General features: G+C 38.5%; 18 protein-coding genes. 6 read left to right on the top strand and 12 right to left on the bottom strand.

Features of this window, described 5'->3' with window-relative positions; genetic code table 11:
* Positions 1 to 191: 191 nt before the first annotated feature.
* Positions 192 to 1,724: a pyridoxal phosphate-dependent decarboxylase family protein gene (locus AC2117_RS05080; protein ID WP_133972351.1), complete on the bottom strand. Its 1,533-nt coding sequence runs from the start codon at positions 1,722 to 1,724 to the stop codon at positions 192 to 194.
* Between the two features lie 2 nt (positions 1,725 to 1,726).
* Positions 1,727 to 3,100 carry a diaminobutyrate--2-oxoglutarate transaminase gene (locus tag AC2117_RS05075; protein WP_133972349.1) on the bottom strand — a complete coding sequence of 458 codons (1,374 nt, stop codon included), beginning with the start codon at positions 3,098 to 3,100 and terminating at the stop codon, positions 1,727 to 1,729.
* 465 nt (positions 3,101 to 3,565) lie between these two features.
* Here AC2117_RS05075 and AC2117_RS05070 point away from each other — a divergent pair, with 465 nt between their 5' ends.
* Positions 3,566 to 4,267: an SIMPL domain-containing protein gene (locus tag AC2117_RS05070; RefSeq protein ID WP_133972347.1), complete on the top strand. Its 702-nt coding sequence runs from the start codon at positions 3,566 to 3,568 to the stop codon at positions 4,265 to 4,267.
* 65 nt (positions 4,268 to 4,332) lie between these two features.
* Here the strand turns inward: AC2117_RS05070 and AC2117_RS05065 are convergent, their stop codons facing one another.
* On the bottom strand, positions 4,333 to 4,956 hold the full coding sequence (locus AC2117_RS05065; RefSeq protein WP_133972344.1) for a TetR/AcrR family transcriptional regulator: 624 nt from the start codon (positions 4,954 to 4,956) through the stop codon (positions 4,333 to 4,335).
* Positions 4,957 to 5,073: 117 nt separating this feature from the next.
* Here AC2117_RS05065 and AC2117_RS05060 point away from each other — a divergent pair, with 117 nt between their 5' ends.
* Positions 5,074 to 5,538: a hotdog fold domain-containing protein gene (locus AC2117_RS05060; RefSeq protein ID WP_133972342.1), complete on the top strand. Its 465-nt coding sequence runs from the start codon at positions 5,074 to 5,076 to the stop codon at positions 5,536 to 5,538.
* A 35-nt stretch (positions 5,539 to 5,573) separates the two neighbouring features.
* On the opposite strand, the gene AC2117_RS05055 is transcribed toward AC2117_RS05060, so the two are convergent.
* Positions 5,574 to 6,668: a fatty acid desaturase family protein gene (locus tag AC2117_RS05055; protein WP_042898060.1), complete on the bottom strand. Its 1,095-nt coding sequence runs from the start codon at positions 6,666 to 6,668 to the stop codon at positions 5,574 to 5,576.
* 12 nt (positions 6,669 to 6,680) lie between these two features.
* Entirely contained in the window at positions 6,681 to 7,748 is a 1,068-nt protein-coding gene (locus tag AC2117_RS05050) for a ferredoxin reductase (protein ID WP_133972340.1), read from the bottom strand.
* Between the two features lie 139 nt (positions 7,749 to 7,887).
* Here AC2117_RS05050 and fabR point away from each other — a divergent pair, with 139 nt between their 5' ends.
* Positions 7,888 to 8,583: an HTH-type transcriptional repressor FabR gene (gene fabR, locus AC2117_RS05045; protein WP_003650423.1), complete on the top strand. Its 696-nt coding sequence runs from the start codon at positions 7,888 to 7,890 to the stop codon at positions 8,581 to 8,583.
* A gap of 166 nt (positions 8,584 to 8,749) precedes the next feature.
* A complete protein-coding gene (locus tag AC2117_RS05040; protein ID WP_133972338.1) occupies positions 8,750 to 9,766 on the top strand; it encodes an AI-2E family transporter in 1,017 nt (338 codons plus the stop codon).
* Positions 9,767 to 9,823: 57 nt separating this feature from the next.
* Here AC2117_RS05040 and rapA read toward each other — a convergent pair whose 3' ends face one another.
* The 6 genes from rapA to AC2117_RS05010 all read right to left on the bottom strand — a co-directional run bounded on the left by rapA (position 9,824) and on the right by AC2117_RS05010 (position 16,804).
* Positions 9,824 to 12,661 (bottom strand): RNA polymerase-associated protein RapA, encoded by a 2,838-nt coding sequence (gene rapA, locus AC2117_RS05035; RefSeq protein WP_133972336.1) that lies wholly within the window; start codon positions 12,659 to 12,661, stop codon positions 9,824 to 9,826.
* Between the two features lie 153 nt (positions 12,662 to 12,814).
* Complete coding sequence (locus AC2117_RS05030) at positions 12,815 to 13,453, bottom strand: RluA family pseudouridine synthase (RefSeq protein WP_133972334.1); 639 nt, start codon at positions 13,451 to 13,453, stop codon at positions 12,815 to 12,817.
* Positions 13,454 to 13,585: 132 nt separating this feature from the next.
* Complete coding sequence (locus tag AC2117_RS05025) at positions 13,586 to 14,290, bottom strand: acyl carrier protein (protein ID WP_133972332.1); 705 nt, start codon at positions 14,288 to 14,290, stop codon at positions 13,586 to 13,588.
* Between the two features lie 61 nt (positions 14,291 to 14,351).
* Positions 14,352 to 15,650, bottom strand: a complete 1,299-nt coding sequence (gene hemL, locus AC2117_RS05020) for a glutamate-1-semialdehyde 2,1-aminomutase (protein WP_042898066.1) — start codon at positions 15,648 to 15,650, stop codon at positions 14,352 to 14,354.
* Between the two features lie 42 nt (positions 15,651 to 15,692).
* On the bottom strand, positions 15,693 to 16,304 hold the full coding sequence (gene thiE / locus AC2117_RS05015; protein WP_133972330.1) for a thiamine phosphate synthase: 612 nt from the start codon (positions 16,302 to 16,304) through the stop codon (positions 15,693 to 15,695).
* A gap of 116 nt (positions 16,305 to 16,420) precedes the next feature.
* Positions 16,421 to 16,804, bottom strand: a complete 384-nt coding sequence (locus AC2117_RS05010) for a DUF962 domain-containing protein (RefSeq protein WP_133972328.1) — start codon at positions 16,802 to 16,804, stop codon at positions 16,421 to 16,423.
* Between the two features lie 165 nt (positions 16,805 to 16,969).
* Between AC2117_RS05010 and AC2117_RS05005 the strand changes: the two genes are divergently transcribed.
* Positions 16,970 to 18,433: a CYTH and CHAD domain-containing protein gene (locus tag AC2117_RS05005; RefSeq protein ID WP_133972326.1), complete on the top strand. Its 1,464-nt coding sequence runs from the start codon at positions 16,970 to 16,972 to the stop codon at positions 18,431 to 18,433.
* A 34-nt stretch (positions 18,434 to 18,467) separates the two neighbouring features.
* On the opposite strand, the gene AC2117_RS05000 is transcribed toward AC2117_RS05005, so the two are convergent.
* Positions 18,468 to 19,100, bottom strand: a complete 633-nt coding sequence (locus AC2117_RS05000; RefSeq protein ID WP_133972324.1) for a hypothetical protein — start codon at positions 19,098 to 19,100, stop codon at positions 18,468 to 18,470.
* 107 nt (positions 19,101 to 19,207) lie between these two features.
* Here AC2117_RS05000 and AC2117_RS04995 point away from each other — a divergent pair, with 107 nt between their 5' ends.
* Positions 19,208 to 19,591, top strand: a complete 384-nt coding sequence (locus AC2117_RS04995; protein WP_133972322.1) for a DUF3144 domain-containing protein — start codon at positions 19,208 to 19,210, stop codon at positions 19,589 to 19,591.
* The last annotated feature ends 52 nt before the right edge of the window (positions 19,592 to 19,643 follow it).

The raw sequence follows: 19,643 nt of genomic DNA, 5'->3' as shown, positions 1-19,643 counted from the left end.
CGACCAAAAATATCGGGAACATACCAATACAATAAGAAATTTGCTCCCCATAAATCATGCATAATTATTTTTGTTTTTTAAAAATATGCATGTTTTGTGCATACATCTCTCTCCTGATACACACTTTTAATAAAAATAATATGTAATAAAAAAGCCCGGTAATAAACCGGGCTTTTTTGGTATCAACTCAATTAGTCGATTGGTGGTACATAGTTACCAGAAGCAATCGCATCTTTAATGCGGTCAGCTTCAGCCAATACTTGACCTAAAAGGTTTTTAACGTTTTCGAATGTCACAACAGGGCTTAATGTTGTCATTTTCAATGACTGTACATTACCAACTTTTGTTACACCGATATTTGCTTCACCACGAGCAAATAATTCATCTGCTACGTTTTGGTTTAAGCTATCGATCAACTCAGCTGGATAGCCTTGTGGTACAACTCGGAACAATACCGAAGCAAATTGTGGCTCAACTAAAAGCTCTAAGCCTGTCGTTGCCTTGATGTAATCTGCAACTTCACGAGTAAGTTTTACACCATGGTCAATCATTGAACCATATAGGTCTTCACCAAGTGATTCAATTGTCATCCACAATTTCAATGCATCAAAACGACGAGTCGTTTGTAATGACTTAGAAACAAGGTTTGGTACACCATGTTCTTCGTCATAAGCAGAGTTCAAGTATTCAGCTTCGTAATGCATAAAGCGATAGTCCGCTTCATCTTTCAACAAAAACGCGCCACAGCTAATGCTTTGGAAATAATGCTTATGGAAATCGAGGGTAATTGAGTCTGACAATTCAATACCATCAAGCATTGCACGATAGTCATTTGACAGAATTAATGCACCGCCCCATGCCGCATCGATATGCATCCATGAACCATATTTATTGGTAATTTCACGGATTTTTTTCAATGGATCAATTGCACCAGCATCAGTTGTACCTGCTGTCGCAACGACACAAGCCACTACTTTACCTTCTGACTGCAAATGCGCCATCGTTTTTTCGAGAGCATCTACATCCATCTGTGCATTTTCATTCACAGGAACAGTAACAACTGACTGGAAGCCCATGCCCATCATTGCCATGTTCTTTTGCACAGAGAAATGTGCATTTTCAGAACAAATGACTTTGACGTTTTTCATTGCATCAGCTGGAATACCATCGCGCTGTACAGACCACGGATTACCGTTTTCGTCTTTCCAGTTTTTCGAAATGCACCAGTCACGAGCAAGCAATACACCCATTAAGTTAGATTGAGTACCGCCAGAAGTGAAAACACCCGCCTGACCAGAACCATAACCTACTTTTTGGCGTAACCAATCAATAAGCTGGACTTCCATTAATGAACCGGCTGGGCTTTGATCCCATGAGTCCATAGACTGGTTAGTCGCATTGATCAGTACTTCCGCAATCTGGCTCATTACCATTGTTGGACAATGTAAATGTGCCAATGAGTGCGGGTGATGTACTTTTAAGCTTTTATTTAAGAAAAGCTCAATCATACGTTGAAGTGATTCTTGTACACCCATACCTTCTTTTGAAGGCTGGAAAGAAATCGCTGAACGCAATTCTTTAATGCTACCACCTGTGTACATCTTTTCATTTTGCAACCATGCTGAAACGGCTTTTACCGCTTCGCCCATTGCTGACTCATAGTCAGCAATGGATTGTGCATCATTGCAGAGTAACGCTTTACGATGTTCTGCAAAATCCACCATACTTATGCGCCTCGTACTGCAACCAATGCTTCTGCAATTGCTTTCTTAAAGCGAGCAACTACTTCAACACACTCTTCTTGAGTGATGATAAGCGGGCAAAGTAAACGAATTACAGTACCGTTACGACCACCTTTTTCAAGCAATAGTTTATTGTTGAAGCAAGCAGTTTGAATTGCAGCAGCTAATTGAGAGTCTGCAGGAAGTGAACCAATACGATCAGCTTGTTTACGCTCGTCAACAATCTCAATACCGATCATTAAACCGCGACCACGCACGTTACCGATACATGGGAATTCTTGAGCCAATTTTTTAAATTCAGCTTGTAGATAATCACCACGTTCTTGCGCATTTTGAGCAAGATTTTGTTCAGTAATCGTTTTTAATACGACAAGGCCTGTACCCATAGCAAGTTGATTACCACGGAAAGTACCGGTGTGACCTGCAGGCTGCCAAGCATCAAATTTACGTTTAATACCTAATACTGCAAGTGGTAAACCACCACCTACTGCTTTAGACATTACAACAACATCAGGTTCAATACCTGCATGTTCAAATGCAAACATTTTGCCTGAACGTGCAAAGCCAGCTTGAACTTCATCTAAAATTAAAACGATGTTGTGCTTTTCAGTCACTTCACGGATTTTTTGCAACCATTTTACTGGAGCTGTAACTACGCCGCCTTCACCTTGAATCGCTTCAAGAATAACAGCAGCTGGTTTTGTTACACCGCTTTCAACATCTTCGATAAAGTTTTCAAAGAAGTAAGTTAAAGCGTCAACACCAGCTTCACCACCTAAACCAAGTGGGCAACGGTATTCATGCGGATATGGCATGAATTGTACGCCTGGCATTAAACCGTTAACTGCATTTTTTGCACTTAAATTACCAGTCATAGCAAGCGCACCATGGGTCATACCATGATAACCGCCAGAGAAACTGATCACTGAACTACGGCCAGTGTAAGTCTTAGCAAGTTTAATTGCTGCTTCAGTTGCGTCTGCACCAGCAGGACCACAGAACTGCAAGCAATATTCTTCTTTACCACCAGGTAAATATGCTAACAATGCTTCAGTGAATGCATCTTTTAAAGGTGTGGTTAAGTCTAAAGTATGCAATGGCAAACCACTTGCCAATGTATCTTGAATACTTTGAATCACCGCAGGATGATTATGACCTAAAGCCAATGTACCTGCCCCAGCTAAACAATCAAGGTACTGTGTACCTTCAACATCAGTAACCCAGCATCCCTGTGCTTTCGCTATCGCTAACGGTAATTTACGTGGATAGCTACGAACATTTGATTCCATTTGACTTTGGCGAGTCAAATAATATTCGTTAGTAGCATTAGTGGCAGGGTTAACGGAAGTAACGCTCATATCGGATTACCATCTCTGATAGGGGTAGAAAGAAATAAGTCTGGTGACGATGGGTCCTTTGACTCGGTGCTTTATAGAACTAGTAAAGACACTTATTTTATATCTTGTAACTAGGAGCGCGATGATACCTAATTTTACAAGAAAAAAAACGTCTTTTATGTACTTTACTCATCTAATCTTATTGAAAAAATGTATCATCCCAATAGTTAAGATGAATTATCATCATACTATGTGACAACCTAAAGAAAATATTCTTTTTTTATATTACTTTGATTTTTTAAGTTACATTGACACACTTTAATTTTAAGTCTTTATTTTTATAAGAATTTATATTTGCCAAAATTTAAAAAAAATGGTCTAAATATTACAAATACGCCACAAAATCTGCAAAAGTTATGCATAACTTATGTTTAACATTTCTTAATGAAAAAAATTAAATTTAATTAATTTTTAAAGGATAAATTTATGCGTACTTTAGCCATCTCAACTCTTCTTTTAGGTTCTCTCCTTAGCCCTTTGGTTTTTGCTCAGGATGATAATGCTTTGAACTATAATATTGTAAATGTACAAGCTGAAGCTTCTCGCCAAGTTTCTAATGATGAAATGCATGCAACTTTATATATTGAAAAAAGTAACAAACAACCAGCCGAACTTTCAAATCAAATTAATCAACTGATGAATCAAGCGCTTGCCGTTTCACGTAAATACCCACAAGTACAAGTTGAAACTGGCACTCAAAGCACTTACCCAATTTACGATAACGATAGTAATAAGCTAAAAGAATGGCGTGGCCGCGCTGAAATTCGCCTTGAAAGTAAAGACTTTAAAGCTGCAAGTCAGTTAATTAGTGAGTTACAACAAAGCTTCCAAACCCAATCAATTAATTTTACAGTTTCAGATGAACAACGTAAAAAAGTTGAAAATGATTTAATGGTAGAAGCTTCTAAAAACTTTCAACAACGTGCTCAAATGTTGACTCAAGCATGGAATAAAAGCCAATACACGCTAGTTAGTTTAAATTTAAATACGAACAACTATTTCCCACAGCCTGTAATGCGTACCAGCATGGCGAAATTTGCTGCTGCTGAAGCAGCTCCGGCTCAAGACATGGCGGCTGGTGAGTCTAAAATCATTGTGAATGCAAACGGTTCAATTCAATTTAAATAATTTATTTTCCAGCAAAAAAAGCCGCATGAAATATGCGGCTTTTTTGTAGGTACGTATTAAGATATTTAATTCAAATTTTGTAAAGAATCCCAAGCAGCTTTCGCCAAAATATCTTTATAAACTTTAGGGTTTGAATGAACTCGTTGTGATAACCATGCACGGCAGTAATTTTCTGTAGATCCAATCACTAATGAAAGTAATAGTTCATGAGGTATAGTTTTTAAGAACTCAGCCTCAGCATAATTTGAAATTTCATTAAATATCTTTTGATTTCTTAATTTATTTTTCTGAACAAGACGCTCTTGGTCTTCACTTTGCATCACACTAAAACGAGCAGATATTAAAAATTTAGCAAACTCTGGCTGTTCACTTACCCAATCAATGTAACTATGAATAAAAGCATATAAAACGTCTTGAAGGGATTCTGTGCCTTCCAGATAGTCATCTCTTCGTGCCGCTTGGTCATCTAAAGCTGCAAAAAATAAAGTCGCAACAATTCCTTCTTTATTTTTAAAGTGATGATAAATAGCCCCTACACTGCTGTCAGATTTCGCACGAATCATCTCAATACTGGTAGTTTCAATTCCATTTTCCAAAAAACAAGACAAAGCATCTAACAAGATCTGTATTTTTAAAGCAGCCCTTCTACCCGGATATAGCCGTTCTAATAGCTCTTGTGCAGATTGCATCGTTCACTCTCCAACCAGTTATCGGAGATATTCTGAATGACTTGACTCGCTTTTGTAAACAGAATTATATTCTTTAACAGAATAAAATTCTGTTTTACTTACATGGAGCCTAAAATCATGGCAACAACTTTAGAACTTTGGAACAAAGTGTCTACTTTCCCTAAAGGAAAATGGACTTTCTCACGCATGCTATGTTTAAAAGCACCTTATTTCGGCAGTATTTCACCACTATTTCTAGAGTTAAAACCAGATTATTGCGAAATAGCCATTAAGAAAAAACGTTCAGTTCTCAATCACATTGGAACAGTTCATGCAATTGCCATGTGTAATATGGCTGAGCTTGCAGGCGGCACAATGACTGAAGTTACTGTACCTTCCACACATCGTTGGATTCCAAAAGGTATGACTGTCGAATATTTAAAAAAGGCAGAAACAGACTTAATTGCAGTTGCAACGCCTGTAGAAAAAAATTATGACTGGGATAAAGCTGGAGAATATTTAGTGAATGTAGAAGTCTTTGATTCTCAGAAAGAGAAAGTCTTCCAAGCTACGATTACCATGTGGATTTCTAAAAAGAAGTAATAAAAAAGCCCTGAACTGATCAGGGCTTTTTTTATTTATTTTTTAAATGGTAGGGCATATTTCAAGATACGGCCAACCACCTGACCAAACTGTTTGGTCAAACTAGCGTTGTTATAGTTCAGACCATATTTTTTACATACAGCTTCAACTTTTGGAGCCATCTGGCGATAACGGCGTGCTGGAACATCAGGATATAAATGATGTTCAATTTGATGGCTTAAATGTCCACTTAAGATATGTAATGCTTCTGAACCTTTCAAGTTTGAAGAACCACGAATCTGACGCATATACCAATGACCACGGCTTTCATCTTGTAAAACAGACTTTGGAAATACTTCTGCATCTTTAGTAAAGTGACCACAGAAGATAATCGTAAATGTCCAAATATTACGAAGACCATTTGCAACCAGATTTCCCGTAAATACAGGTAAAGCGGCTGGACCTGCAATTAATGGGAAAAAAACGTAATCTTTGAAGAGTTGGGTAGCAATCTTTTTATTTACTGGTTTTAACTCTTCTAAAAACTTTGCTTTGGTCTTACGTTTGTAGAGAACACGACCAATTTCAAGGTTCTGAATCGCTACGCCCCACTGGAACAATAAGCAAAATGGAATGCTATAAACAGGTTGAAGTAAGAAACCTGGTTTCCAACGTTGTTCTGGGAATAAGCGAAGCAAACCATAACCAATGTCATCATCTATGCCTTTGATATTGGTATAGGTGTGATGTTTATAGTTATGAGTCTGGCGCCAGTTATCAGAAGTACCGACAGTATCCCATTCGTAAGTTTGACCATTAAATTTAGGGTCATTCATCCAGTCATATTGTCCATGCATAACATTATGACCAAGTTCCATGTTTTCCATAATTTTAGAAAAGCCTAATAAGCCTGTTCCTAAAACCCAAGCTGGTGGGAACCAACCTGCAAACAAACATGCGCGGCCTAAAAAGCTACTGTAGCGAACTGCTGCATAGACACGGCGGATATATTTAGCATCTTTCTCACCCAAATCATCCAATACTTCTTGTTTGATCTGATCGAGTTCTTTTGCAAATGCGTCAAGTTCTGCTGGTGTTAAATCTCGATTTTTAGGATTTTTGAAATATTCGACTTTCACTGGCATATTCATAAAAGTTCTCTCTTAAAGATCAATAACTAGATCAGATTGTGCTGAGTTCACACAAATTTTGAGTAATTGGCTTGGTTCGGTATTTTCGCTACCGTTGAGTAAGTTACGTGTAGAGCCTTGAGCTTTACTACAAACGCACTTATTACAAATTCCCATACGACAGCCATGTGTTGGCTTAAGGCCTTCATGTTCCAGACTCACCAAAATTGATTCGCCTTTTGGAATTGCAATGACCTTATTAGACTGGGTTAATGTGACATTTACATAACCAACTTCAGCCGTACTATCGCGAGTTAAACTAAAAGCTTCTGTTAATACAGTCGGTGCTTTTTCAAAAAGCTGTTCCACTGTTGAAACGAAACCAGAAGGTCCACACGCATATATAGTGCTATTTTCCAAATCGTCTGCTAATGCTAAATGCTCTGCATTTAAACGTTCATCATTTGGTGTTTCTTGCGTATAGAAAACCTGATAACTAAAATTTGGGAATTGCTGTGCAACTTTTTCAAAGTATTCAATAAAAGCTGCATCTGAACGTTGCTTCACCCAATATAAAAGCTGCACTTGAACTTTATCTAACTGCTGGCTTTGCTTAATAGCAGTGATTAAGCTCAACATTGGTGTAATACCACTACCCGCAGCCAGCATAATTAATTTCGGTGTTTTAATATTTTGTTGCATGTCGCCATAAGGCTGACCAAGCTCAAAAACATCGCCAATTTGGCTTTCAGTCATAAACCAATTACTGACGATGCCATCAGCAACTTTTTTAATCGTTAAACGTAAATGTTGTTCGTCAATTTGCGTCAAGCTATAAGTACGTTCATAACGACGACCAGCAATTTCAACAATGACAGGATGATGCTGACCAGCAACACCTACTTTCACTAAACGGTTACATTTTAGTGTAAGACTTACCATATCATGAGCGACAAATTCTTTTTTTACAATTTGAACAAGCCCATGTTTCACAGACCATAAAGGATTAACTTTTTGTAGCCAGAAGTTAGCCGTATCTCTATCAAATATGGCTTGTGTCAATGAATTGAATAGAGAATTTCTCTTTTCGATTACTTGCATAGCTGGGGCTCTATCGCTCTTTTTTAATTATTATACACATGTATATATATTTGTATATACACCTGTACTTTTAATTACAATTTCACAAGTTCAGCTTCTAAGGCTATAATCCTGAGAGTTTACAAATATATTGAACAGCATGACCCAATCTTCACTTTCTCAGAACCTGAATGACACACCTCGACAACAAGATGTCATTGAAATTAAAACAGCTACGCGTTCTGTGGGAAGAAAAGCGACTATTACTAAAGAAGAACTTTTTCAAGCTGCTTTAAATCTAATTGGCCCACAAAAAAGTATTGCCTCTTTAAGCTTACGTGAGGTAGCCAGAGAAGCTGGTATTGCGCCAAATAGTTTTTATCGACATTTTAAAGATATTGATGAGTTAGCAATTTCTTTAATTGACCGAGCTGGTATTGTCTTACGTAAAATTATTCGCCACGCTCGCCTACGCGCATCCTTACAAGAAAGTATTATCCGTAGTTCTGTCGATATTTTTCTTCAGCAGCTCGATGCCGATGAGGGTAACTTAAGTTTATTATTACGCGAAGGTTTTACAGGCTCTGCCTCTTATAAAGCCGCAGTTGAACGTCAATTAAACTTCTTTCAACAAGAGCTACAAGAAGATTTAATACGATTAGAGCGCCTAAATAACAATCATCTATACCATCCAGAACTTGTTGCAAAAGCAATTACACAACTTGTGTTTCACATGGGCGCAAAAGCGATTGACCTTCCTATTGAGCAAAGGTCAGAACTTGCTGAACAGACCATGATCATGATTCGAATGATTTTAGAAGGTGCTCGTCATTTGGATGAAGCAAAAATTCGTTAAAATGATTTAATGAATGGCTTGTTGATGAACAGGCCATTTTTGCACCTAACTCCTCTATTTTTCAGAAAAAATATAACTCATCGATTGAAGCTAATAGCTTGCGAGAGTATAAATAATTAGTCCATTTGCTCTTTCTTCTATATTCCCCACGATCTCAGGGATCAACATGCAAAATTTGAATAATCGTCCAAGTCTGATTGCAAGCTACATTCTTATGGGCATCTTTTTGCTTTCGGTTATCCCATTACATCTATTAGCAAGTTTTTTTGCAGGCTTTCTTATTTATGAAATTATTATTAGCTTAAGCTCGGTTGTAGAACGTTATATTGATGGTCAAAGAGCCCGCATCTTTATTAGTATTTTATTAAGTATTGTCACCATTTCACTTATTGGTTTTTTCATTACAAGTCTGATTAGTTTTGTCGTCCATGATTTAAAAGGCGTAGGCATCCATAATATCAACAGTAAAGTCGATCAAACACTACTGCATTTACAAGCTGAAATTAGTAAATATCTTCCGGGTTATATTCCCGATAGCGTGACAGAATTAAAAGACGAAATTTTCGCGTTTATGAAAGATAACGTGACCATATTAAAAAATACAAGTTCTGATATCTTACATAACTTTGTAACAATGGTTATGGGCCTTATTATCGGTATTTTGGTCGCTATACACGGTTTTCACCGCCGTACTCCCCAGCCTGTTTTTAAGTCTCTTCTGATCCAACGTATTCAAAAATTATCAATTTCATTTAAAAACGTTGTTTTTGCACAAATAAAAATTTCAGCAATTAATACGCTACTCTTTATTTTATTCGCCTTTATTTTATTACCACTTTGGGGGGTCCATCTACCTTTTGCCAAAACTCTAACGATTTTGACCTTCATGTTTGGACTGATTCCAATTTTAGGTAATCTTATTTCTAATACATTAACGTTCATTGCCGCTCTTACTGTTTCCCTCGGACTAGCAGGAACAGCATTACTTTATCTCGTTCTCGTTCACAAACTTGAATATTTTGTTAATGCTAAAATTATTGGACATAAAATCAATGCAAATGCATGGGAGATTTTATTAGCAATGCTGGTATTTGAATCAATTTTTGGCTTAGGCGGTTTAATCGCAGCTCCAATTTTCTATGCATATTTAAAATTAGAACTGAAAGATGCTGGTCTCATCTAATTCTAAATTGGTCTATAAAAAAAGCGCCCTCTAGGCGCTTTTTTTATTTTGAGTTAATTATGGCTTAACCACAACTAATACTTGAATTGCTTCCGGTGTAACAGTTAAACCATCCAGCAAGCTCAAACCTTCTTTTTGCAGCTTTTGCAAACGTTCAATTTCATCTTGACGAATACTTGGGTTGAACTGTTTTAGATAAGTTAAACGGTCAATTTCATATTGCCATTTATTGCCATAATGTTCTTTTGCTTGTTGCTGAAGCTGTGGCAAATCAACCTTTGCGATATCCAACGCTTGTTTATAACGTTGCTCAATAATATCACGGCGAGCTTTAACCACCTGACGACAGCTATTGCCATCTAAGTGATGTAAATATGGTTTTAGAATAGCTGGATCAATCTTTTCAGATAAGTCCTGACCATTTTCACTTAACAATACCCGAATTAACTGCTTAGGTAAGCTCGATGGCAAGTTCAATGCTTTAGGTGCAACTACATCGACTTTAAACCATACTTCGATTAGTACTGAACCTTGCTTTAACGCATTGGATTTGAGTACAGCAACATTGGTACTACCAAATGATTGCGTACGGATCATTTCCATTACACTTTCAATGAATGGATGCTCTAAAGTTAAATATTGAGCATCTTCACGAAGCTGAGCCTGATCACGATAGAACGTTGCTGTCATGCCTTCTTCGTCTAGCGCCAAACCTTGCACTTGCATTTGGTCTGTTGGACGAATAATTACAGTACCGTTACTTTGCTCATCAAAGTCGATATTGGTTGATGACATGAAACGCTTCACAAACATTGGTAGCGTTGTATTGTCATCATAATCTTCTAAGGCCTGAACAATCTCTTGCGCCACGATTGGACGACATGAGTTATATTCAAGTAAGCGGTCTCGCCCTGCTTGAAGTTCAGCTTCTAAGGCTTGACGTTGAACATTCACTTCTTCAAGCAAATCTTCAAAAGTTTGACCTTGGTCTGCAAGCAAACAGTCTTTTAATTCAACAATAAAGTTTTCTTGCAACGTTTGTGCTGTTGGCGAAATATTGCTGAAAATATTAAGTGCTTCATTGTACCAACGGAACATACGTTCTTGAGCTGTTCCTACAAGATATGGCACATGAATCTGAATACGGTTTTCTTGACCAATACGGTCTAGACGCCCGATACGTTGCTCTAAAACATCTGGGTTAGCGGGTAGATCAAATAAAATTAGATCACTGGCGAATTGGAAATTACGGCCTTCAGAACCAATTTCAGAACACAGTAGAATTTGTGCACCATAGCTTTCTTCAGCAAAATAAGCAGCCGCTTGGTCACGCTCAAGTAAGCTCATGCCTTCATGGAACATTGCAGTACGAATGCCTGCATGCAAACGCAATACATTTTCTAAAGCTTCAACAACGGGTCCACTACGCGCAATTAAAAGCACTTTTTTATGCTTGAGATCTTTGCGCAGAACTTCCATTACCCATAGTACACGTGGGTCATTTTGCATCCATGAACCATCAAGTTGTGCTTCTTCAGGCCACATCTGCTCACGCAATTTTCCATCTTTTGACCAATCTTCTGGTGCTGGTAATGGTGCTGGCTGACAATCACGACCCGGAAAGCCTTGAATTGCTTCACGCGTATTACGGAATAAAATACGACCCGTACCATGACGGTCTAATAACTCGTGAATTGCTCTAAAGCGTTGTTCAGGCTGGTCTTCAATACTATGCCCTAATAATCCCTCTAAAGCAGATAAATGCTCAGGAGTTAAAGGTTGATCAGACATGAGCGCTTCAGCAATTTTTGCAGTCTGCTGGTACTGAGTTTCTTCGTCTAAGAAGCGCTCTAAACTACTAAAACGCTGCGGATCAAGTAAACGTAAACGTGCGAAATGGCTTTCCACACCCAATTGTTCAGGCGTTGCAGTCAGCAACAATACCCCTGCCGTATTTTCAGCTAATTCTTCGATTAAATCGTAACGGTCATTACCGCCTTCTTCTTCGCTCCACATCAAATGATGTGCTTCATCGACCACGAGTAAATCAAAACCAGCTTCGATTGCTTGCTCGCGCAAATCATCATGGTCAACCATTAAATCAACACTCGCAATAATGCATTGCTCGGTTAAGAATGGGTTGAGTTCTGGGTCATGTTCTTTAATAGATGCGGTGCGTGTTAAATCGAAAAGAGAGAATTGCAAATTAAAACGACGGCGCATTTCAATCATCCACTGATACTGTAGAGAATCAGGGACTAAAATAAGAATTCGTTCTGAGCGTCCGGTTTTAAGCTGTTGGTGGATAATTAAGCCAGCTTCAATTGTTTTACCCAAGCCCACTTCATCGGCAAGCAAAACACGGGGTGCAAAACGTTTACCTACTTCATGTGCGATATAAAGCTGATGTGGAATTAAACCAACACGCGCACCAACCATACCGCGTAGAGGGCTGTTTTGCATTTGTGCTTGCATTAACATAGCTTCAATGCGCAGGTCATACCACTCTTTATAGTCAACCTGACTTGCAAGCAAACGGTCTAAAGGCTTCGATAGCTGGATTTGTGCACCAATACGTGTCTCATTCAGCGCTTTACGTTCTTGTTCGCCATTTTCTAATGTACGAATCACGTTATAACGCAAAACACCATGACGGTCTTCAATAGACTCAACAATCCACTTCTTACCTTCCTGATCTTGAACTTCATCATTGGTGTTAAAGATGATACGAGAGAGCGGAGCATTATTACGTGCATATACACGTGTCTCATCACTTTTGGGGAATAAAATGCTGACAGATCTTTCATCTACCTCAATAAGAACACCTAAACCGAGCTCAGTTTCTGTGTCTGATAGCCAACGTTGACCAATAGCATACTGCTGCAATTTTTCCACCTTTCTCTTAAGTTCGCGCTACATACTACATATTGTACGATGCAAATTAGCTTATTTTTGCATCTTTTTATGTAGTCTTTAAAGGAAAATTTTGAAGCAAAAACCAATTAAATAGCTTTACTACAAAAAATTACTCATCAAAAGTTTTTTACATTAAAACGGTACAGGACAGTTAAAAGTTAATATTTCCGCTGTGACAGGATGATTAAAACTTAACTGTTTGGCATGCAAACACAAACGCGGAACAAGTTGCTGCTCCGCTGTTGCATACAGCGTGTCACCTACAATTGGATGTCCAAGATATTGCATGTGTACACGGAGTTGATGGGATCGGCCGGTAATTGGTGTTAATTTCACACGAGTTACCGGCTGTCCCTGAATCTGAAAATGTTCTAGAGCCTGCCAATGGGTTAAAGCAGGCTTATTATGAGAAGCATCTACAATATGTAGAGGGGGGCGGCTTGGGTCATAGATAACCGGAATGTCTACCGTACCCTCACCTTCTAGATGACCTGCGACTAGTGCTTCATATATTTTTGAAGTTTGACGGTCTTGGAATTGACGTGCAATTGCACTTTGACCGCGTTTAGATAAGCCAAACACTAAAATACCGGAAGTATCTCGATCTAGACGATGAATGAGCAAAGTTTTAGGTTCAATCGCAACCAACCTTGTCAAAACACTATCATGTAAATCACCCTTACCAGGAACACTCAAAATGTCCGAAGGTTTGTGAATCACCATAAAATCATCATCTCGATAGATCAGATGTTCACTTAGAAAGTCACTCAAAGTTCTATTCCCAAGGTAAGATGAAAAACAAGCGGGCAATAATAAAAAGCTTACGTCCGAATTACAATGCCGTTCGGGTAAATTAACAGCATAATTTGCAAATATTATGGAGCACTAGGGGTCTATGGTGAATCAATGCTTCAATAACTGCATAATATGTTGCAATGTAGGTGCTTGCATCACCTCTTCAGCGCTTAGGCTCGCACCATTTGCACGCCATAGGTCGACTAGGTAATCCACAGTAGATTGATTCAATCCATAGTTTCGTAAATCAATTTCAGGGTGAATTTCCATGGGATGCCGCCCAACCTGTTCAGCAATTGCCAATAAAATTCCTTTATCCGAAAGAATATATTCAGACGGTGCACTTAAAGACCACAACCGTATTAAGTTCTGCGTATTTAAATGTTTTATATGGTCAAAACTAATCTTTTCAACCCACTGGATATGCTGTTCTAAATTACCTGCCAAGATTGCATCATTTACAACACACACCTGATCTGTAATCGATAAAACGAGCTGCATGACTTGCTTAAATAGAGGTGACAAATGCCCAGCCATCACAACTTGGGCTTTACTATTTGATGACAACTGTTGACCAAGCTGCAACATGGTTTGCTGAAGCTGAGATGCATCAATAAAAATGATTGGAATTTCGAGCGCCTGTGCTCTTTTACTTAGCAATTCTAAATGATCGGCTAATGGCTGCCCGGCCCAATCTGGTAAAACTTTAAGCTCATTTAGCCCAACTAATAGCAATATACTTTGCGCAGAATCAATTGACCAATTTGAAGTATTTGCTGCTAATTGGATTTTTCGAGGTAAGGGATAAAACATTGTTCTCTACAAATAAAAAATAGCTCAAATTAAAAAGCCCGTTTAACACGGGCTTTTTTGCTTACTTCATTTCAGCGAATGTTTCTTTTGCAGCTTGAATCGTATATGCGATATCTTCATCAGAATGAGCAGATGAAATAAAGCCTGCTTCAAATGCTGACGGTGCCAAGTTCACACCACGTTTTAGCATGCCATGGAAGAACTTTTTGAAAGCTTCAATATCACACGCCAACATAGAGTCGAAGCTTGTAATATCTTCTTGGTTTGTGAAGTAAAGACCGAACATTGCACCAGCTTGCTGAGTTTTAAATGGAATACCCGCTTCATCAGCTGCCGCTTGCAAACCTGCAAGTAACTTTTCAAGCTGAGCAGATAACTTGCTATAAAAATCTGGTTGGCGTAAATGTTTGAACATTTCGATACCAGCACGCATAGCGAGTGGGTTGCCAGATAATGTACCTGCTTGGTATACACCACCTAAAGGTGCGATACATTCCATGATTTCACGTTTACCACCAAACGCTCCAACTGGTAAGCCTGCGCCAATGATTTTACCCAAGGTCGTTAAGTCTGGCTTAACATTATAAACCGATTGAGCACCACCTAAAGCAACACGGAAACCTGTCATCACTTCATCAATAATAAAGACAGATTTATATTCATCACACACATCACGAATGGCTTGTAAGAAACCGTCGATTGGTTTCACCATATTCATGTTACCTGCGACAGGCTCAATAATGACACCCGCAATCTCATGACCGAACTTCACAAAACATTCTTTTAATGCAGCAATATCGTTGTAAGGCAGCGTTAAAGTGTGTTTAGCAAAATCAACTGGAACGCCTTTTGAAGTCGGTTCACCTTCACCTAGAGTGAGTAAGCCTGAACCTGCTTTTACTAAAAGCGAGTCTGAGTGACCATGGTAACAACCTTCAAACTTCACAATTTTGTCACGGCCAGTGTAACCACGTGCTAAACGAATAGCTGTCATAGTCGCTTCTGTACCAGAGTTCGTCATACGTACCAATTCAATTGATGGCATGATTTCACAGATAATATCTGCCAACGTTGTTTCATGTACGGTCGGAGCACCAAAACTTAAACCGTCTTCGGCAGCAGTTTGCACAGCTTTAATAATCTCAGGATGAGCATGACCCAAAATCATTGGTCCCCATGAACCAACATAGTCAACATAGCGCTTACCATCAACATCCCATAAATATGCACCTTTCGCTTTCTCGATGAAAACAGGTGTTCCTCCAACGCCATTAAAGGCACGTACTGGAGAGTTCACACCACCAGGAATGTGTTTGCTGGCTTGTTTAAATAACTGTTCTTGCTTTGGAGATAAACTCATGGAAATGCTCGTCTTAAATATCTAAAAAATAATTTTGAAAGCTTAAGAAAATAATTGTGCCCACGCTTGTACACGGGCAGGAATTTCAGCAGTTGATCGGCCTAATATATCACTAATGACCGCACACAGGTCAGCCCCAGCCTCAATCACAGGTTTTGAGTTTTCAACGGTTAAACCGCCAATTGCACAAATCGGTAGATCATATTGAATCGCTGCCTGCTTAATCACTTCTATGCCCACATTACCTGCTTCAGGTTTTGTAGAGGTCGCATAGACCGCACCAAATGCAATATAAGTTGCACCATCTGCAATTGCTTTTTGGGCAAGCTCTAAAGAGTTCAAACAAGTACGACCAATGATGACATTTTGTGGTAACTGAGATTTGGCATCGGTAATTTCACCGTCACTTTGCCCTAAATGCACACCTAAACCAAACTGAGCAGCCAGTTCTAGGTCATCATTAATTACAAAAGGAACTTGGTATTTTTCACACAATAGTTTGATTTGCTCAACTTCAGCAGGTTGGTCAGTTTTTTCTATTTTTTTACGGCGGTACTGTAAAATTGCGACCTGTTTAGTTGCAAGCGCGACATCTAGTTTTTCTAATAATAATTGAATTGGGTCATCATTGGTAATCAGATATAAACCGCGCATACTCTACTCTTGCTTTAAAAAACTTCGCTAGTATAACGGATTTATAGGTCATCATAAGTACCGATTGATATGGGCTTACCAGTACCAATCGGTCTATTAAGAATAGAAATAAAAAATTAACTCGGAATCTTATCGTGTTTACGATCAATCAAACTCAAACGACCACGTGCAACATCAGATAACATTCGCCAATCTGAAATAAAGCTATAGAAAGGTTGTTTAAAACTCGCAGGTTTATTTTTTTCAAACACAAAATGTCCAACCCAAGCGTTTGCGTAACCCGCCATCAAACCATAGAGTACATATTTCGCCTGTTTCTTATGGATTGCTTTTGAAAAGAAATATATGCCAATGCTACTACCCACCACATGCAAGCGTCTGCTTATAATGTTGCGGTGCTCAGTTAAATAAAAACGATAAAATTCTTGGTAGTTTTTAAGGGGTAATTCAAACTCTGGTTGAACTTCATGATTAAAATTTACGGGTACATTCACGATCATCTTCCTGATTTTTATTTGATCAAAACATCACCTAATTGTACACCGAAATAAAAGCATAGCGTCATATGTTTGATTGTAACTTTCTCTATCAAAACCATTACTTTTAGTACTAAGCTATTATACTCATTCAAGATAGTTTAAATAACTGATTCAGGGAGACACATTATGGTTGAAGTTGAGCTTAAGTTTCAGTTACCTGAATCGAAGAAAAAAACTGTTCAGCAATACTTAAAAAAGCATAAAGCACAGCAGATTCATCTTCAGGCAAAATATTACGACACACCCGAACGATTACTTGCAAAAAATGGCATGGCATTACGTTTGCGTAAAGAAAATGATCAATGGGTCCAAACATTTAAAGCCGCAGGTCAAAGCCACCTACACCGTGTTGAAGAAGAAATTCATTTGGGTCAATGCGAAAAAGAACCTGACTTAAACCTCGAACTATATCAAGATAATAAAACTGTTATAGGCTTACTTCATGAAGCACTAGGTACAGAAGTTGAAAAGCTAACTTTGCAATTTGAGACTGACGTACAGCGCAGCTATCATGTGTTTGAAGCAGACAATACAGCGATTGAAGTCTGCCTTGATGACGGTGTAGTCAAAACAGCAGATGCACAAAGTATAATTTGCGAAGTTGAATTTGAACTCAAGCAAGGCGCAGTGAAAACGCTTATTCAGTTTGCACAGCAATGGATTAATCGTTATGCGCTTTGGCTCGATGTCAGAAGTAAAGCCGAGCGTGGTAATTTATTAGCACTAGGGCAAGCGGTCTCTCCCGCTGTTCATGCCAAAGCACTGACATTAAATAAAGATATTACTGCTGAAGAAGCTCTCAAAAAGATTGTAGATAATTGTTTAGGACAATTCTTACCAAATATGGCAGCAATTGCCGATGACGTTGCCGAAGCTGAACATATTCATCAGGCACGTGTGAGTTTGCGCCGTTTACGTAGCGCACTTAAACATTTTTCTAGCTGGTCAAACGAAGTAAATCCGGTTTGGGAAGAACAAATTGCTGAGCTTTTCCGTAAGCTTGGAGATACTCGCGATGAAGATGCGATTCGGACTGAAGTGTTACCAATCATTAAGCAACATGGCTCGCCAGAGCTTTTACTGCCAGTTTCAGCACAGCCATTAAAAGAACTCTCAATACTATTTACCTCTTCGGACACGATTAAGCTATTACTAGAGTTATTAGCATTCGCTTATTCAGAAGAAGATTCAAAGAGCAAAAAAGGCGAGTTAAAAAAACATATTAAAAAGAGTTTAGATAAACTACATCATAAAGTAATTAGTCATGCTGAACATTTCTCTGAACTTGAAGTCACTGAACAGCACAAAATCCGAAAGAAAGCTAAGCAGTTACGTTATTGTGTTGAGTTTATTTCGAGTCTTTATCCTAACAAAAAAGTACAGCAATATTTAAAACAGCTACAACCTGTACAAAATACCTTAGGTCACTATAACGATTTGTTTATTGCTGAAGGTATTTTCAATAAAGCTGTCGAAAATGACTCGTCTTTCTGGTTTGCATTAGGCTGGGTAAAAGCCAAACAGCCTCACTTACAAAAGCGGTCCGCCAAAGCTTTACAAACTTTTAGTCAGGCCGAAACGTTCTGGTAATTTATAAAAGTCGCTGTAAACGCGCAGCGACTTTTTATCGGTATTTACCAAATACTTTCCATACACCGTTATCTGCTAACGGGTCATTGTAGCTATCACTACGCTGCTTTCTTGGCTTATCACGGGCATCGACCAACTTAAAATGCGGCTCAACTCCTAACACAATACCGTTAGTATAAAAACGTGAACGGGTATATTCACTTTGTCCATGTTGGAATACATAAGTTCTTAAGTCGATAAACTCACGATGAGCCACCAGTGCAGCAGTATCGTCACTCTGCAACCATTCCTGCATCGTAAAAATCTGGTCTGCTTCGAACTGCCCACATTTTTCAATTAAGCTCGCGACCCCGCGAAAAGTCTTAGATTCCTTAGCTCGTGTTTTATTAATCCGAATTCGGTCTACATGAAAAAAGAACAAGGGTAAATTTAAATGACTGGGCAAATGAATCGCATCGGGTAATTCATCTTCCATAAACGGCTGAAAAAGTTCTTGTGCCCTTTCAATTAGTCCTTGCCATTGTTGGTAATAGACTTCGACTTCTTGTTGTAAACCATAATAAATCGGCAGCCCTTCCACATGTTCTAAATATTGAGGTGGAAAAACATGTTGGCGTAATAAAGCAATATCTGTTTTTAAACTTTGAATCGCAATTGCATCTTGCATATTAGGCTCTCCTACCGACACTTAGGCTATTTACAGACTAAGTCAAAGGTTTTGTTTCCGCAAGGCTTTGCCTATAATAAGCAGCTCTATTTTTGCGGGAATAAGTCATGTCTCAAAAGATTAATGCAACAGATGTTACTGAAGAAGAAGCTTTAAATGCGGTTTTCTTTGAGCGTGCGGATGAATTTATCAAACAAGCGAATGATTTTTGTCGCCCGCCAAAAGGTGAAAAAACAGATCCAGCCGAGCTGCGTGGTCAAGTGAGTGCGGCAATGTTATTTGCTAGCGCCCGTTTTAACACATGGGTAGCGGCAAATAATTTTAAAGATGGCGATGAAATGCGTGATGCTAAAGATCAAGTCATGTCTTATCTTGTGCAACAATTTCAAATGATGCTCGAAGATAACTTTGATGAGTACTGTGAACAGTTCGAAAATTATTTACGTTTCCGTAAAAATGAAGATTTTCACTCGCATAAACACGATCATTAATATGATTTAAATACCCAAATAAAAAGCCACGATTGAGTGGCTTTTTATTTTA

This window comes from Acinetobacter calcoaceticus (assembly GCF_900520355.1).
Classification (GTDB): domain Bacteria; phylum Pseudomonadota; class Gammaproteobacteria; order Pseudomonadales; family Moraxellaceae; genus Acinetobacter; species Acinetobacter calcoaceticus_C.
The sequence above is the reverse complement of the archived record's forward strand: the minus strand, read 5'-3'. Positions and strand labels throughout refer to the sequence as shown.

What these genes read in the sequence shown, in the direction of transcription:
- AC2117_RS05040 (WP_133972338.1), top strand. Translation starts at nt 8,750, where the DNA reads ATGCAAAATTTGAATAATCGTCCAAGTCTGATTGCAAGCTACATTCTT.
- thiE (WP_133972330.1), bottom strand. Translation starts at nt 16,304, where the DNA reads ATGCGCGGTTTATATCTGATTACCAATGATGACCCAATTCAATTATTA.
- fabR (WP_003650423.1), top strand. Translation starts at nt 7,888, where the DNA reads ATGACCCAATCTTCACTTTCTCAGAACCTGAATGACACACCTCGACAA.
- AC2117_RS05000 (WP_133972324.1), bottom strand. Translation starts at nt 19,100, where the DNA reads ATGCAAGATGCAATTGCGATTCAAAGTTTAAAAACAGATATTGCTTTA.
- AC2117_RS05065 (WP_133972344.1), bottom strand. Translation starts at nt 4,956, where the DNA reads ATGCAATCTGCACAAGAGCTATTAGAACGGCTATATCCGGGTAGAAGG.
- AC2117_RS05060 (WP_133972342.1), top strand. Translation starts at nt 5,074, where the DNA reads ATGGCAACAACTTTAGAACTTTGGAACAAAGTGTCTACTTTCCCTAAA.
- AC2117_RS05080 (WP_133972351.1), bottom strand. Translation starts at nt 1,724, where the DNA reads ATGGTGGATTTTGCAGAACATCGTAAAGCGTTACTCTGCAATGATGCA.
- AC2117_RS05050 (WP_133972340.1), bottom strand. Translation starts at nt 7,748, where the DNA reads ATGCAAGTAATCGAAAAGAGAAATTCTCTATTCAATTCATTGACACAA.
- AC2117_RS05025 (WP_133972332.1), bottom strand. Translation starts at nt 14,290, where the DNA reads ATGTTTTATCCCTTACCTCGAAAAATCCAATTAGCAGCAAATACTTCA.
- AC2117_RS05070 (WP_133972347.1), top strand. Translation starts at nt 3,566, where the DNA reads ATGCGTACTTTAGCCATCTCAACTCTTCTTTTAGGTTCTCTCCTTAGC.
- AC2117_RS05010 (WP_133972328.1), bottom strand. Translation starts at nt 16,804, where the DNA reads ATGATCGTGAATGTACCCGTAAATTTTAATCATGAAGTTCAACCAGAG.
- AC2117_RS05005 (WP_133972326.1), top strand. Translation starts at nt 16,970, where the DNA reads ATGGTTGAAGTTGAGCTTAAGTTTCAGTTACCTGAATCGAAGAAAAAA.
- AC2117_RS05075 (WP_133972349.1), bottom strand. Translation starts at nt 3,100, where the DNA reads ATGAGCGTTACTTCCGTTAACCCTGCCACTAATGCTACTAACGAATAT.
- AC2117_RS05055 (WP_042898060.1), bottom strand. Translation starts at nt 6,668, where the DNA reads ATGAATATGCCAGTGAAAGTCGAATATTTCAAAAATCCTAAAAATCGA.
- hemL (WP_042898066.1), bottom strand. Translation starts at nt 15,650, where the DNA reads ATGAGTTTATCTCCAAAGCAAGAACAGTTATTTAAACAAGCCAGCAAA.
- AC2117_RS04995 (WP_133972322.1), top strand. Translation starts at nt 19,208, where the DNA reads ATGTCTCAAAAGATTAATGCAACAGATGTTACTGAAGAAGAAGCTTTA.